This is a genomic window from Pseudomonas sp. TNT2022 ID642, assembly GCF_028656995.1.
Taxonomy (GTDB): Bacteria; Pseudomonadota; Gammaproteobacteria; order Pseudomonadales; family Pseudomonadaceae; genus Aquipseudomonas.
On record NZ_JAMDGW010000007.1, the window covers coordinates 514,097 to 529,828 of the forward strand.

A 15,732-nucleotide genomic window follows, 5' to 3' on the forward strand; every position below is an offset into this window, starting at 1 on the left:
GAGGCGAGCATGAACACACTGTGGCGATTGAGCCTTGGCGGGCTGTTGTTGATGGCGCTGTCGAGCGCTTATGCCGAGCAGCCGTTGGGCTGTGTCGAGGTGACGGTCGGCGGTTACAAGGCGCCGAATTACGACTGTTTGAGCCAGCAGATGGGCAACAACCCGGAAGGCGCTGCGGCGGCGCAGAAGAATCAAGAGGCGATGAATGTGCCGGTGAATAAGCGGCCGCCGAATCAGGTTGGCCTCGCGACCCCAGCCGCAACCAGCACGCGGATGGGCAATACCTTTGGCACGTCGGTGAAACCGCAACGTCCGCCGCAATGACACCCCACCGATCGTTCCCACGCTCCGCGTGGGAATGCCTCAACGGGCGCTCCGCGTTCGGCTTTGGAGGGGACGCGGAGCGTCCCGGGCTGCATTCCCACGCAGAGCGTGGGAACGATCATTGCGAGCTCAATCGCTTGGGGTTTGGCGGAAGCTCACCGCGAGGCGGTTCCAGCTGTTGATGGTCGTGACGGCCATGGTCAGGTCAACCAGTTCGCCTTCGCTGAATTGCTCGCGCGCCTGCTCATAAACGTCATCAGGCACACGACTCTCGGCTAACAACGTCACCGCCTCGGCCCAGGCCAGCGCCGCACGCTCACGCGGGTTGAAGAAGTTGCTGTCGCGCCACACCGCGATCGCATACAAACGCCGATCACTCTCCCCGGCCCTCCGCGCATCCACCGAGTGCATATCGGTGCAGAACGCACAGCCATTAAGCTGCGAGGCGCGGATCCGGATCAATTGCAGTATCGGTTGTTCGATACTGAGGTTGGCGGTCAGCGCCTCCATGGCAATCATCGCTTTCATCGCTTTGGGCGAAGCGTTGTAGTAATCCAGGCGCGGGGACATGGCGGTTCTCGGTAGACGGAATAATGAGTTCACCGTAAACGCCGACAGCGATGCATTACAGCCCCAATTGCACGGAAAACCGCTACACCACTGCCCCCTGCCTTTACGCGCTGATCGTTCCCACGCTCCGCGTGGGAATGCAGCCATGGACGCTCCGCGTCCACTGTGACGCAGAGCGTCACGGGATGCGTTACCACGCAGAGCGTGGGAACGATCAATCAAAAGATCGCAGCCTTCGGCAGCTCCTACAGGGATTGGGGCCAATTTCGGGTTTTTCGGGTAGGCAACTATTGCCGATCCCGCAACAGCGGTAATCTGGCGGGCACGCCAAATAGCCTCGGGAGCCTCGTCGGTATGGAACTTCACGTCGTGATCAACGGCCGCAAGGATCTTGCCGGTCAGTTGTACCAGCAACTGCGCGGCGCCATTGAATCCGGGCGTCTGGCCGCTGGCACGCAGTTGCCGCCCAGCCGCCTGCTGGCCGAGCAACTGGGCATCTCGCGCAAGACCATTTCCGACACCTACGCGCAATTGACCTACGAAAACTTCCTCACCGGGGTCATCGGCAAAGGTACTTACGTCAACGCCCGCCCGGCACAGGTCCGGCGCAAGCAAAGCCACAGCGAACTGGCGAGCGCCGAAGTGATCGAGAGCTGGCGCAATCTGCCGGTGTTTCTGCGCCATCCGACGCTGGAAGGCTCGCTGCGTTATGACTTTATCGGTGGCGCCACCAGCAAGGGCCAGTTTCCGCAGGATGACTGGCGCCGTTGCGTCGCCCATGCGATGCGTCAGATGGGCCAGTCCAAGGGCTTCTACAGTGTCGCCGAAGGCCTGCCGGCGCTGCGCAATGCGATTGCGCGGCACATCGCGTTTTCCCGCGGGATCAACTGTCAGGATGAAGACATCGTCGTGTGCAACGGCGCGCAACAGGCGCTGGACCTGATCACTCGCGTACTGATCAGCCCCGGCAGCCTGGTGGCGATGGAAGATCCCGGTTATCCGCCGGCACGCCTGCTGTTCGGCACCCACGGCGCCGAGGTGGTCGGGATTCCGGTGGATGCCGAGGGCATTCAGGTCGAACACATTCCCGATGGCACGCGCCTCATTTATGTCACGCCGTCACACCAGTTCCCGCTGGGCATGCCGATGAGTCAGGCGCGCCGTGAAGCCTTGCTGGCTCGCGCCCATGAGCTGGGCGCGATCATCATCGAGGACGACTATGACAGTGAGTTTCGCTACGAAGGCCGGCCTACCGATTCGCTGTTCAATCTCGACCAGCGCGGCATCGTCGCTTACGTCGGCACGTTCTCGAAAACCCTGCTGCCGGAGTTGCGTCTGGGCTATGCGATTCTGCCGCCGGCGATCCTTGAGGCGGTGATCCGCGCCAAGCAGCTCACCGATCTGCACGCCTCGACCCTGCCGCAATGGGCGTTGGCCAAGTTCATCGCCGAGGGCTGCCTGCTCAAGCATATCCGCCGCTGCCACGCGATCTACGCCCAACGCCGCGAGCGGATTCTGGTGCGCATGGCCAGCGATCTGGCGCCCTGGCTGGAAGCGGTGCCGGCGAGCGCCGGTTTCCATATGGCGGTGTTCTGCAAGGTGCCGATCGACCTGCCGCTGGTGATCGAACTGGCAAAAAAGGTCGAAGTCGGCCTGTACTCGATCAATGGTTTTTATCATCAGCAACCGGCGAAAAACGGTCTGTACTTCGGCTTCGGTGCCATCGAAACACTGGACATTGATATCGCCCTGGATCGCTTGCGCGACATCCTGCAACAAGTTGCCTGAATGATTGGCCTAAAGATTTAACCGCCGATTGGTTATTGGTGTTCGGGGGGTGCAGGCCTATTCTGCACAGGCGTTATCCCTCAATGAGCAGGATTCGTCCGGCCTGATTCAGGAGTGTGAGCAATGTCCAACGAAGTGATCAATACGGTGCAGGTGCAGGCTGCCGCCGGCCGCTCGGATGAACTGGGCAGGCAACTGCAGAAAATCGTCGAAACCCTGCGCGAAACCCCGGGCTGCGATTCTTACCTGGTCGACCGCTGCCCCGAGGACAGCCACCGCTGGACGGTCAGTGCCCGCTGGCAATCGGAAGCGGCGATGCAGGCGCATTTCAACCGGCCCGAGGCGCAGGGGTTTATTGACCTGATCGATAGTCGGCTGGCCAATAGCGTGGATTTCAACAGCTTTCCTATTGTTTAAAAGCAAGATCAAAAGATCGCAGCCTTCGGCAGCTCCTACACCGCCCCCTGTAGGAGCTGCCGAAGGCTGCGATCTTTTGATTTTTGGGGCATCTGAATTGGTCACCTGATCTTCCCGAATATTGGCCATTTGAATGCGCCACCCTGCGGACTACTGTGATTGCCCCCCCAGCCATCACAGGTAACCCGCCATGAAAGCCCTGCCCTTTCTCGCCGCTGCGCTCACCTTCAGCCTCTGCACGCCAGCCGCTTTCGCCCACGACCCGTCGGAAAAAATCACCGTCCTGCAAGACCAGATGCTGAAAAACGCCCCGGGCAAAAAAGCCATGATGATCGAGGTCGACTACAAACCCGGCCAGTCCTCCGTTGCCCACAAACACGACGGCACCGCGATGGCCTACGTGCTCGAAGGTGAAGTGATTTCCCAGGTCAAAGGTGAACAACCGATCACCTACAAAAAGGGCCAGTACTGGTACGAACCGGCCGGCTCCGAGCATCTGGTGTCGAAAAATGCCAGCCAAAGCAAACCTGCGAAGTTGCTGGTCTTCATGGTCCTGGCCCCGGATGAACAAGTGTTGATCCCGCTGAAAAACTGATGGCTGGTTAAACAGCCATAACTAAACGGGCGCAAATCGACGATTGGCGCCTTTTTATTTCCCTGCGTAATTAGCTGCTACGGGTTAAAGCCAATCAAACTATTGCTTATGTTTTATTACAGCAAATTGTCAGCTTGGCGGGTTTAGTCTGAATTAACTGTCGTCACCGACGACATTTCAAACTTTCCGACTGATGTTGTTTCACGGGAGAAACACCATGAAACTTGCGTTCACCAGTGCACTGGCAATATCGGTTTTAGCTCTGTCAGCCTGTTCGGTACCCACCGCGCCTCAAGCAGTTTCCTCACTGGACACCCTGCTCCCCCATCCCACCGGCCGCAGCAACGCCACGCAAGTGAAAAGCGGTCCCGGCGTGTCCTTGGGCGTGATCTACAGCCCAAGCACCCAGACCAACCGCGAATACCTGCGCGACTACCAAGCCAACGCCGGCACCGGTTTCGGCCAGAGCCTGCTGGTGCAACCAATCCACGACGCCTACGTCGCCAGCTCGAAACCGGACATGGCGGTGGAATGGGTCAATGCCTCGCTGCAACGCCAGTTTGGCTCAGTGACGGTGTATCCGGACATGCAGAGCATGCGTGCGGCCCGGCCGGATGTGGTGGCAATCGTCGATACTCATAGCCAGTTGATTACTTCGCGCAGTTCCGACATCAAAGCTGATGTCAGTGCCGATTTTTATGATGCGCGGTTGAACTATATCGGTACGGCGAAAGGCTCCGAGGCGAGAGAATTGACGCCGGTGTGGGCGGACTTCAAGCGGTCGGAAGAGATTGTGGCGGATATTAATCAGCAGCAGGATGTGCAAGTTCGGGCGTTGCAGAAGTTTGACCAGTCGCTCAACAATTTAGTCGCCAGACCTGCAGATAAAGTGTCGATGCTGGATGGTAAACAAGGTCAGAAGTTGTATTGAATGTAAGGGCCCTTTCGCGAGCAGGCTCGCTCCCACATTTGAAATGCATTACCCCTGTGGGAGCGAGCCTGCTCGCGAAGGGGCCAGACCTGACAACACAAAACCCTCAGACAGAAAAAAGCCCCGGCATCTCACGACACCGGGGCTTTTTCATTCAACCACTACTTACGCCAGTTCAAGCTCGGCATTCGCAGCAGCCGCAGGCACTACCGCTTGCCCGCTCAACGCCAGGTCCAGCAGTTCACGGTTGGCCACGGCATACATGGCGTAGTCCGTGCCGCTTGCCGCGCGGATTTCCACCAGCATGGCGCGCCAGCGCGAGATCATGCTTTCGTGCTGTTCCATCCACAGCGCCAGACGTGCTTCAACGTCCAGTGTGCCGTCGCCCTGTTGCAGGACGGAGATGGTGATCGCACGTTGCTGCCAGTCGACGTCATCGCGGAACGCTTCACGGGCCAGGGCTTGCCAGTTGTTTTCAACCGGCAGTGCGCTGATCTGTTGCAGGTACCAGGTGATGTCCAGCGCACTGCCCACGGCGAAGTAGGCCTTGGCCACTTCGGCCGGGTTCTGGCCAGTCACGTCGGAGGCTTCGATGATCGGCAGCAGCGTGTACAGGTGCGAGGTGCCCGCAACCATACGCGCCAGCAATTCCGGGACACCGGCTTCGACGTAAGCCTGATAACGCGCCTGCCAGTTTTCACGGATTTCGCCGCTCAGCAGTTCGTCGAGTTTCAGGCCCAGCTCTTTCAGGTGCGGACCGAAATGCGCGACGTCACGGGCAGCGTTCTGCTCGTTGCGACGGGCACGCAGGAACCAGCGCGTAGCGCGACGGCCCAGACGCATCAGTTCGTCCATCAGCTCCAGCTGCACGTCAGCGCTGACTTGGTAGTCCAGCGCTTCGATCTGACGGAACCAGTGCGGGAGGTGGAAGATGTCGCGCACGATCACATAAGCGCCAGCGACGTTCGCCGGGCTCATGCCGGTCGACTCTTTGAGTCGTTGAACGAAGGTGATGCCCATGTGGTTGACCAGGTCGTTGGCGATCTGGGTGCTGACGATCTCGCGCTTCAGACGGTGACGACGCATGGCTTCGGAGAACTTGCTGACCAGAGACGGCGGGAACGCCGTTTCCATGTCGCGGGTCAGGTAATCGTCGTCCGGCACCAACGAGCCCAGCAGCTGCTCTTTGAGGTCGATTTTGCTGTACGAGATCAGTACCGACAGCTCAGGACGGGTCAGACCATGGCCTTCGGCAATGCGCTCGTTGATCTGCTCTTCAGTCGGCAGGAACTCGATGGCACGGTCCAGCTTGCCACGGCCTTCCAGATCACCCATCAGACGCTTGTACTCAGCGATGCGCTCGTAAGCACGGCGCGCCGCCAGGGACAGGGCCTGAGTCTGCTTGTAGTTGTTGCCCAGCACCAGATTGCCGACTTCGTCGGTCATGCTCGCCAGCAACTGGTTGCGTTGCTTGTCGGTCATGTCACCGGCCTGAACCACTTCGTTCAGCAGGATCTTGATGTTCACTTCGTGGTCGGAGCAGTCCACGCCACCGGCGTTGTCGATGAAGTCGGTGTTGGAGCCGCCGCCATTCAGACCGAACTCCACACGACCCAGTTGGGTCATGCCGAGGTTACCGCCCTCGCCCACGACTTTGCAGCGCAGCTCGTTGCCGTTCACGCGCAGTGCATCGTTGGCCTTGTCGCCGACATCGGCGTGGCTCTCGGTGCTCGCTTTCACATAAGTACCGATACCGCCGTTCCACAGCAGATCCACCGGCGCCTTGAGCAAGGCGTTCAGCAGTTCGGTCGGGGTCAGCTTGTCGGCCTTGATGTCGAAGCGTTCCTGCATCTGCGGGGAGATCGCGATGCTCTTCGCGCTGCGCGAGAAGATACCGCCACCTTCGGACATGATGCTGGTGTCGTAGTCGGTCCAGGCCGAACGCGGCAGATCGAACATGCGCTGACGCTCGACGAAGCTGGTCGCCGGGTTCGGGTTCGGGTCGATGAAAATGTGCATGTGGTTGAAGGCAGCGACCAGTTGCAGCTTGTCGGACATCAACAGACCGTTACCGAACACGTCACCGGCCATATCGCCGACGCCGACAACAGTGATGCTGTCTTCCTGAACATTGATGCCGCGCTCGCGGAAGTGACGTTGTACGCCAACCCACGCGCCTTTGGCGGTAATGCCCATTTTCTTGTGGTCATAACCGGCCGAACCACCGGACGCAAACGCGTCACCCAGCCAGAAGCCGTAGTCGATGGCGATGCCGTTGGCGATGTCGGAGAAGGTTGCAGTGCCCTTGTCCGCAGCCACTACCAGGTACGGGTCGTCATCGTCGTGGCGAACCACGTTCAATGGCGGTACCAGCGCGCCGTCTTTCAGGTTGTCGGTGATGTCCAACAGGCCCGAGATGAAGATGCGATAGCAGGCGATGCCCTCGGCCGCGATCTCGTCACGGCTGCCGCCCAGTGGCAGGCGACGCGGCAGGAAGCCGCCCTTCGCGCCCACTGGCACGATGACCGAGTTCTTCACTTGTTGAGCTTTAACCAAGCCGAGGACTTCGGTACGGAAGTCTTCTTCACGGTCGGACCAGCGCAGACCACCACGGGCTACGTTACCGAAGCGCAGGTGCACGCCTTCGACGCGTGGCGAGTAAACGAAGATTTCGAACTTCGGCACTGGCTTCGGCAGTTCAGGGATCGCGTGCGGGTTGAACTTGAAGCTGAAGTACGACTTGTTCTGGCCGTTGGCGTCAGTCTGATAGAAGTTGGTGCGCAGCGTGGCTTTGATCAGGTCGAGGTAACGACGCAGGATGCGGTCTTCGTTGAGCACCTGGACGTCGTCCAGCGCGGTCAGAATCGCTTGCTCCAGGCGCAGTTGCTTGTCTTCCAGATCGTCGTCGCTGAGTTTGCGCGCCAGATAGAAGCGGGTCTTGAACAACCGGGTCAGCTCGCGAGCGATGTCGGTGTGGTTGTTCAGGGTGCTGGCGATGTAACCCAGGTCGAAGCCCAGACGAATCTGCTTCAGGTAACGCGCGTAAGCACGCAGCAGCGCCACGTCGCGCCATGGCAGGCCGGCGGTCAGTACCAGACGGTTGAACGCATCGTTTTCGGCGTCGCCGCGAACGATGTGGACGAAGGCGTCCTGCAGGGTGTCGTTGAGTTGCTGGATGTCGAGATCCAGACCTTCAGCGGCAGTGAACGCGAAGTCGTGAATCCAGAACTCGCGGCCATTGGTGTGACGCAGACGGTACGGGAATTCACCCAGCACGCGCAGGCCGAGGTTTTCCAGAATCGGCAAGACGTCGGACAGCGCCAGCGGGGTGTCGGCGTGGTACAGCTTGCAATGCAGCTCGCGCTGGCCGGAGACCTGACCGAGCGGCTGATAGAAGCTCATCACCAGCGGATTTTTTTCGTTGAGGCTCAGCAGGTGCTGCATGTCGACCACGGCCGAATGCGCAGCGAAACGCTCGCGGTAACCAGCCGGGAAGCCTTTCGGGAAGTCGGCCAGCACGTTGGTGCCGTGGGCTTCGCCGAAGCTTTCGACGGTCAGTGCGGCGTAATCGTCCTGCCAGCTGCGGCAGGCTTGCACGACTTCTTTTTCCAGCAACACCGGGTCGATGTCGAGACGGTTTTTCGGGTCGACACGCAGGATCAACTGCACGCGCGCCAGTACCGACTCGGAGAAGAACGTCCAGAATTCGCAATCGGAAGCCTTCAGGCGCTCCATCAATACTTGCTGGATCTTCTGGCGAACTTCGGTGGAGTAGATGTCGCGTGGCACGTAGGCCAGGCAGTAGCAGAAACGACCGTACGGGTCTTTGCGCAGGAACACGCGGATCTTGTTGCGTTCCTGGATCTGCACGATCGACATGACGGTGGTGAACAGTTCGTCGACCGGGGTCTGGAACAGGTCATCACGCGGCAGTACTTCAAGCACCTGCGCCAGTTCCTTGCCCAAGTGAGCCTTGGACTGGAAGCCGGAGCGCGTTTCGATTTCTTCGACCTTGCGGCGGATGAACGGGATGACCCGCACGCTCTCGCCATACACCGACGAGGTGTACAGGCCCATGAAACGGTGTTCCTTGATGACTTTGCCGTCAGCGTCGATTTCACGGATCGACACATAATCCGGGTACGCCGGACGGTGAACGCGGCTTGGATGCGCAGCCTTGGCGAACGACAGCAGGGTCGGTTCGCGCAGGTAGGCAACGGCGTAGTCTTCGATGCGCAGGTCTTCGTAGGTCAGGCCGGTGCGCAGCAGTTTGGTCAGGCCGAGGAAAGAGTTCTGGTCGTACTCGATGTGGCCGCCATCGGCCTGATCGGTGACCACGAACTCTTCGTAGCCGAGGAAGGTGAAGTGGTTGCCCACCAGCCATTCCAGGAAGCTTTTGATTTCGTTCTTTTCGTCGGCATCGACGGCGAACGCGCTGTTGTCGAGCTTGGTGAGGATTTCCTGCACCTTGGCTTTCATCGGCTCGAAATCGGCGACCGCAACGCGGACTTCACCGAGAACCTGTTCCAGCTCTTTGCTCAGCACATTCAGTTCGGCCGCGTTGGCGCAGCGGTCGATTTCCAGGTACATCAGCGACTCGTGCAGCACGCCTTCGCCGGTGCTGCCTTTTGGCAGGATTTCCAGCAACTCGCCCTTGCTGCCACGACGTACGCTGAGCACGGTGGTTTGCAGGGTATGGATGCTGTAGCCGCGGCGGTTCAGTTCGGTGCGGACCGAGTCGACGAGGAATGGCAGGTCATGGTGCAGCACTTCGACCGCGGTGTGGGTCGACTGCCAGCCATGACGCTCGTAATCAGGGTTGTAGACGCGCACTTGCGGTTGGGCGTGATCGAAGCGCTCAAGCAGGCGCCACGCAGAAAGAGTACAGCCAGCGAGGTCGGAGAGGCGACGCTGAGTCAGCTCGTCCAGGGAAATGATGCCGAAGAATTGTTCAGCGAACAGCGCCACTTGTGGCAGTGCCTGTTCACTGATGTGCTGCGCCAGTGCCGCTTGCAGTTGGTGCTGGAAGTCGGCTTTGCTGGCTGCGGTGAAGAACGCCATCTGTGGTACTCCGCTTAAGCTTGTTATTGATGGAAAGCGTCGCGTGCAACACCCCTTTCGGGGCTTGTGTCACCCTGTTCCTGATTCTCGGGCAGAGGAAACAGGGGGACAGGTGGGTGAAGCTGGACGGGACACTCAGGTCACATTCACCTTCCATTGAATGGGCATCTGCAAAAGCGACTGCCAGCGGTGCCGACAATGCCTTTACGGGTGCTCATCCGTTGCGCAGCTTAAAGGGTGCGACAATGTGTCTGCTTGCGGTGCTGCGACATATTCGGTCATTGGCACGTAAACCGAGGGTTTCGCACCGGTAAACACTAGCAGTCGTGGCGGAAAACGCCGGGTTGCATGCCCGGATTTACGGGACATCCGTCCCAGATGCAGACCTTTTGCCCTTACATATCCAGAAACGAAAACGCCCAAGGCCGTTCTATCGACCTTGAGCGTGGCATCGGGTTCAGCGTCAGCGGTTGACGCGGATCAGTCGGGCAACTCTTCGTAAGCGCGAAATTTGCTCACGGTGGCGCAGTCGTAGCACTGCATCTGCAGGGTCAATTTATCCATGCTGGCGTCGATGTTGTTGGAGTCGCACTCGCGGCAGAACAGCTGCGGATGGTCGAATTGCGGCGCGGCGATCGGCGAGCCTGTGAGAAACCGAGGCACAAATTCGTCTCGCCAGAACAGCCCCGGCGACTTGGAAAAACCGGCGCCGCTATCCTTGAACACGACATCGTAAAGCAGGCGGGTCATGGCCGGCTGCGGCACGCGCGAATCGCGGTAGCTGTCCTTGCGCCAGTTCTCCGCCAAGGCGAGTTGCGCGGTGCTCTGCATGTTGCGCGGAATGGTGTTCGAGGCGTGAGTGCGGCCCTTGGAATTTCCGGTGGCATAGAAGTGTGCTGCACTTTTCACCGCCACTCTGGCGAAGTAGTAGATCTGGCTGACCGAGAAGTTCTGCAGCAAAGTGCCGATCACCGAGTCGGCGCGGGCTTCGGCGGTGAACGCCATACCTACCTGATTGGCCAGCAAGTGAACGTATTGAATCGATTCCTCCCGCGCGAGCCTGAAGATCAATGCATACAACTCACGTTTCCATCCTGGCAGCACAGGCCCGGACAACTCTTCGTACAGCGCGAGGTAGAGCGTATCGCGCGTGCAGCGCACGCCTTCTTCCAGTGCGACGTTGGCTCGCCAGTAAATGGTCGAATAAGTGCTGATGCTGAAATCGTCGGCCCGATTGAACGCCCGAATGTCCGATGCCGTATCGACCTGCAAGGCGCCCGCCTCGTGCAGGCCTTTCACCAACTCCTCACTGAAAGTGTCAGTGGACGTGAGCTTTTCTCCTCTGAGTTCAGCATCAAGCGCGGCAATGCGTTCGCCTGCGCCTTGGCCGCCGTCATCCAGTAACGCCAGCAGAGCAAGTTTTTGCTGGAATCCAAGACTGGTAAAGGGCACGGGTGGGCGTGGTGTGCCGTAGCGCATGGCTAGATCGCTGCGGTCACGTTCGGCCTGATCGGCGATTTGCTGTTTGCGCAGCCGGACACAGGCATCACAACCACACACGTTGCGTCGCGAGCCAAAACCGGCGGTGAAGTATTGATGCTCGCAATTCACACATTTGTAAGCGCTGCGCAGGGAAACCGGGGTGCCGCGGGCAGGCCGGCGCATCCACATCGGCAAATCGCAATATGGGCATCTCAGGTCGGCGCTGACAATCGGTGGCAACACTTTCAGCACACTGCGCACTGTGTCCGCGAGCTTGTACTCATCGATCAAGTCAGCAGTTTTTTCGCCATTGAGGTAGCGCTGGTAAAGCGCTTCAACCTGCTCTTCGGACAGATGGCGGATTTCTTGCGCCCATTCGAAATACTGCTTCATCAAAAGAGATCCTTTTTATCATGTCGTCCATCGCACTCCCTTGCGTTTGAGCAATAAAATCTGCCGGGAAAAAGCCGCAAAAACAAGCGAAAACACCTCTAACTTGCGCCATCCATCGCCTTTTCTGAAACCCTACGAGGCCGTCGGACAATTCGTACCCGCCGTGAGGAAATGTCCTTAAGAGCACGCCTTGGCTCAATGATGTGCAGCAGAATTTTCTTGAGGCTGGCAAAATCGCCTTTTTTGCGTCCCGCCTGCCGCGCCCGCTCAACCAGGAATCCCCTCATGCAAATGACCACCGCCCTACTCATCGTCAACCCGTGCGATGACGAAGAAGACAACATGGCCATGCTCTGCTGCCACAGCGACAAGGGCGACATGTTCCTGATGAGCCGCTATCCGGACGAGGACGAGCTGGAGATTACGCTGGATGGCGAGCCTTCGACGCTTGATGGGGTGAAAGTTACTTTGACCTCGACGCTGCTGAAGATCGAGATTGCAGCGGCGGATGCCGATGCGTTGAATGGGGATGATGTGCTGGAGATCACCTTTAACCCGGATATGGTGGATCTGGATGAGGTTGAGGAGACCCTGAAGAATATCCTTGATGGGACTGGCACCTATGTCAGTGAGCTAGGCTGATCAGGCCTGCTATCCCAAACGTAAATTGAGTGGCGATGGTGCCCAAGTAAAATGCGCCACGCCACTGTCAGTCCTGTAACGGGCGTTTCGCTTCAACTTTCGCTGAAAACCTTAAACACTTAAAGACCATACATATCAATAAATATGCAAGCACACTGCCTTGCACGTTTACCCGAGTAAAGTTTCATCCTACTTCCCGACAAGAACCGCCCTACACAATCATCGGAAGTCCTACACCGATATCTGATTGCCTGGTCGCGCGCTCATTGCTATTAATTATCCCACCTGCGAACTATCTCGCAGGTTCGGTACTGATAGAACAGCATCGAAAATCCAAGATCAAATGGAGTTAATACCATGGGTAAAAAACGCTCTGAAATAAACACCTTCGATGATTTGCCGCAGGCTACAGGTCATTCAGAAGGTTTCCTTGCGACCGAACTGAACTTCTTCGCTTCATTAACCCGCTGATTGGATGCACCAACCAGCGCACATGCCGAAAGCTTGTCTTTCGGCATTTAAATTTAATGAGGCAAGCTATGTTCGAGCGTGAAATAACACCCAGCAGAGCTCTGAATGAAATAACCTGTTCCATCCAGGCGCTAGAGCTTAGAGCAATTGTCCGCTATGTCGGCGAAGGTGATCTGGTTGCAATCGCTGAACTTTACGACAAAGACGAAAAACTGATTGAGTCTGGAGCAGGCAAGGGACCTGATGCCCTTATCGGAGCGATGGCCGAGAGCCTTGAACACTACGGCACCTTCCACTGCCGACAGTCGCAGCGATCACGAATTAGCTGCGATTCGATTGCAGTTCAGCGCGATGCTCAATGCGACGGCATACTTGCAAGTTTGCCAAGCACTAACGAACTTGTTGAATGTTTTAGGCTTACAGCCCTTGATGACAAGCGCGAACTATTTGTGCCATGCGCCCTCCTCCATCCAACTGCCGAAAATAACAACACAGGTTCTCGGGAAACCCGATTTTTAAGCCGCTACGCCTCTAACTCAGGAATTGCTTTCGGCTGTACCAAAGCCGAAGCGCTGCTGCACGGCACTCTTGAGGTAATAGAACGACACTTGTTATCGCAGTTTTTTCTTGCCGTTTGCGCAATACGACCGGCAATGGACCTTTATACACCTTCAAAAGCATTACTTGCTGAAGCATTGCTGCATCGCCCATATGCTTTAGAGGCTGCAAGCAAGTTGCAAATCATCGTTATCAAAGATGAATCCGGTGTCTATTTTTCGGTTGCTTTCCCTAAGATGGGGCCAGGCGACTTGCATATTTCCCCCATCGGTTCGGGCTGCTCATTGGATATCTGCATCGCTGTACAAAGAGCAGTCACGGAACAGTTCCAGTCAAGCACGCTATATGGTATCAGTGAAGAAACTTCTGACCGCAAGGCTTTTGACATGCTTTCAACCTCTGACGCCTTAAAAAACTTAATAGACTTTTCTCCGTTGAAAAACCTGAAGCTTAGAACCTTTGAACCCACCTCAGAAAGCCAAACAAGCACCGTTGCACAGCAAATAGCATTACTGCAACGAAACTTGAAAAGCGTCGGCAAAGCAATTTTCCATAGAACTGTCGCACAGTACGCCAACACAAACATCGTCACCCAGATATACATACCCGGCCTCGACAGGTTCAACATAATCAGAAAAGGCCAGTTGGTAGCTCCACAGCACATACTGCTAAATAACACCAAGCGCCCTGGCAATTAATTAAAACGACCAACAGGCAGTTTCTCCATGCGGACACTCATCAGAACAGCTTGCAAAAAGCATCGACTGCTATTGATCACAACAATCACCGCCATTATTTCGCTAAAGCTTCTAGCCCTTGCGCCGCCATTGTTACTGGGTGCCATTGTCGATTCGCTCAGTAACGCAGATCACACCACGCTCAACACGCTACTTTTCTTTACAGCGGCCTTTGTCTTGGCCGGATGCGCTCAGGCGATAATTGCACCTCTGCAGACACTACTTCTTTCGAAACTCGTCCAGCGGATTGTAATGAACGCGTCCATTACATGGATGGCGCAATTGATAGGAAAAGAATTCTCTCGATTCAGCACTTGGCGCATCGGTCACTTCATCAAATCGGTAGAGCGCGGAATCACCGCCCACGAGCAACTGCTGACGTTCTTTGTCACGGTGGGCTTTCCACTGTGTCTGGAGTTCCTGATCATTGCCGCCGCATTTTGGTACATGGGCGGCACCTGGGTCTTTTGCGCGATGGCGAGCCTTGGAGTGCTTTACCTTTTTGCCACCCATCGAATCATCAGGTGGCGCAGAAAACATATTGATGCCGTGAATGAGCAGGAAGATGAACTGAGCGCGATCCTGTTCAACACCTTGAAGGCAGGCAAATCGATAAAACTGGAGCGCGCCGAGCAGACCGCACTGCAACCCTTGAACAGAGCCTTCAACCAATATGCCGAAGCGGCGGTAACCGTCGCGGGATCCGGTGGATTGTTAAGCGGGGCAAAGATCTTGTTTATCAGTCTTTCCACAGGAGGATTGTTAAGTTGGGGGGTTGTCGATCAATTGTCGGGGGCCGCGAGCATTAGCGTCGGGCAATTGGTCGCGATCTTTTCCATCGCCAGTACGTTCCTGCTGAACATCACAGCCTTGACCGAAGGCTATCGAGTGCTGGATCAGTTTTTAGCGGATCAACGCCGTCTCCAGCAACTGCTCAAAACAGCCGATTTTGATAATGAAGGTCGTAGAGGCGAAGTGACCCAACAGGACGAATCAACGTTACGGCTCAAACCCTGCGTCATCACCGACAATGGCGCCGTCCGGCTATCCATCGCAAACCTGATTGACTTCAAACAAAGGCAATCGGTCGCGATCACCGGCCCTAGCGGCGCAGGCAAATCCACCTTGCTCGAAGCGCTAGCCGGACTGAACGCTTCGGTAAGGAGCCAACTGAACATTGACGATATACCCGTTGATCGCTTGAACGCTCAGAGCCATCTGCAAGTACTGCGTTACTGCCCTCAATCCCCGCAATTCCTGGAGGGCACCTTCGACAGGTCAGTTTTGTTTGGTGTTAATCCTTCGCTGCATTTGCGCAGCGCCATCCAGCGTTTACAGCTTGAAGAGATCGTCAGCGGGCGCGACATCAACGAAAATGCCGCCAACATTTCCGGCGGTGAAGCCAAACGCCTGACGCTGCTGCGACTGATTAACCGGCCGGGTAAATTCAACCTTTTTGACGAACCGAGCGCATCAATAGAGCCGAAGCTCGCCGCACCGGTTTGGGAGTTGCTGTTCGAGACGTTTGCCGGCCAAGGTCTGATTTGCGTAACGCACGATGTCAGCCATCTACACCGCTTCGACCGGGTCATTGTTATGCATAATGGCGAAATCATTGAAGATGGCCCCTGGCATGATCTGGTGGACAGAGCATCGATCAAACGGCTGCTAAGTGACCTTCAAACCGTTAACCAATAAAAGGGCGTTAAAAGGTCCTTTCTGCAAAATGCCGTTAGTCGCCACCCCCCGCGATGGATTAAAGT

11 protein-coding genes are annotated in these 15,732 nt (G+C 57.0%); 8 read left to right on the forward strand and 3 right to left on the reverse strand.

Annotated elements, in window-relative coordinates:
* Positions 1 to 9: 9 nt before the first annotated feature.
* Positions 10 to 324 carry a hypothetical protein gene (locus M5G26_RS08120; RefSeq protein ID WP_095050124.1) on the forward strand — a complete coding sequence of 105 codons (315 nt, stop codon included), beginning with the start codon at positions 10 to 12 and terminating at the stop codon, positions 322 to 324.
* Between the two features lie 129 nt (positions 325 to 453).
* On the opposite strand, the gene M5G26_RS08125 is transcribed toward M5G26_RS08120, so the two are convergent.
* Positions 454 to 894, reverse strand: a complete 441-nt coding sequence (locus M5G26_RS08125) for a carboxymuconolactone decarboxylase family protein (RefSeq protein ID WP_273914962.1) — start codon at positions 892 to 894, stop codon at positions 454 to 456.
* A gap of 354 nt (positions 895 to 1,248) precedes the next feature.
* Here M5G26_RS08125 and pdxR point away from each other — a divergent pair, with 354 nt between their 5' ends.
* From pdxR to M5G26_RS08145, 4 genes are all read left to right on the forward strand, one after another.
* Positions 1,249 to 2,682, forward strand: a complete 1,434-nt coding sequence (pdxR, locus tag M5G26_RS08130) for a MocR-like pyridoxine biosynthesis transcription factor PdxR (RefSeq protein WP_273914963.1) — start codon at positions 1,249 to 1,251, stop codon at positions 2,680 to 2,682.
* Between the two features lie 123 nt (positions 2,683 to 2,805).
* Positions 2,806 to 3,099: a putative quinol monooxygenase gene (locus tag M5G26_RS08135; protein WP_016984406.1), complete on the forward strand. Its 294-nt coding sequence runs from the start codon at positions 2,806 to 2,808 to the stop codon at positions 3,097 to 3,099.
* A gap of 190 nt (positions 3,100 to 3,289) precedes the next feature.
* Complete coding sequence (locus M5G26_RS08140) at positions 3,290 to 3,694, forward strand: cupin domain-containing protein (RefSeq protein ID WP_273914964.1); 405 nt, start codon at positions 3,290 to 3,292, stop codon at positions 3,692 to 3,694.
* 217 nt (positions 3,695 to 3,911) lie between these two features.
* On the forward strand, positions 3,912 to 4,625 hold the full coding sequence (locus M5G26_RS08145) for an ATPase (RefSeq protein WP_273914965.1): 714 nt from the start codon (positions 3,912 to 3,914) through the stop codon (positions 4,623 to 4,625).
* A 165-nt stretch (positions 4,626 to 4,790) separates the two neighbouring features.
* Here M5G26_RS08145 and M5G26_RS08150 read toward each other — a convergent pair whose 3' ends face one another.
* Both M5G26_RS08150 and M5G26_RS08155 read right to left on the reverse strand, forming a co-directional pair.
* The gene (locus M5G26_RS08150; RefSeq protein WP_134173633.1) at positions 4,791 to 9,686 is read right to left on the reverse strand and encodes an NAD-glutamate dehydrogenase; all 4,896 of its coding nucleotides are present in this window, start codon (positions 9,684 to 9,686) and stop codon (positions 4,791 to 4,793) included.
* 480 nt (positions 9,687 to 10,166) lie between these two features.
* Complete coding sequence (locus M5G26_RS08155) at positions 10,167 to 11,561, reverse strand: hypothetical protein (protein ID WP_273914966.1); 1,395 nt, start codon at positions 11,559 to 11,561, stop codon at positions 10,167 to 10,169.
* Positions 11,562 to 11,846: 285 nt separating this feature from the next.
* On the opposite strand from M5G26_RS08155, the gene M5G26_RS08160 reads away from it, so the two are divergent.
* The 3 genes from M5G26_RS08160 to M5G26_RS08170 all read left to right on the forward strand — a co-directional run bounded on the left by M5G26_RS08160 (position 11,847) and on the right by M5G26_RS08170 (position 15,667).
* A complete protein-coding gene (locus M5G26_RS08160; RefSeq protein WP_186624269.1) occupies positions 11,847 to 12,203 on the forward strand; it encodes a hypothetical protein in 357 nt (118 codons plus the stop codon).
* A gap of 539 nt (positions 12,204 to 12,742) precedes the next feature.
* Positions 12,743 to 13,930, forward strand: coding sequence for a YcaO-like family protein (locus tag M5G26_RS08165; RefSeq protein ID WP_273914967.1), 1,188 nt, complete (start codon positions 12,743 to 12,745; stop codon positions 13,928 to 13,930).
* Positions 13,931 to 13,957: 27 nt separating this feature from the next.
* Entirely contained in the window at positions 13,958 to 15,667 is a 1,710-nt protein-coding gene (locus M5G26_RS08170) for an ATP-binding cassette domain-containing protein (protein WP_186624267.1), read from the forward strand.
* Positions 15,668 to 15,732 lie beyond the last annotated feature (65 nt).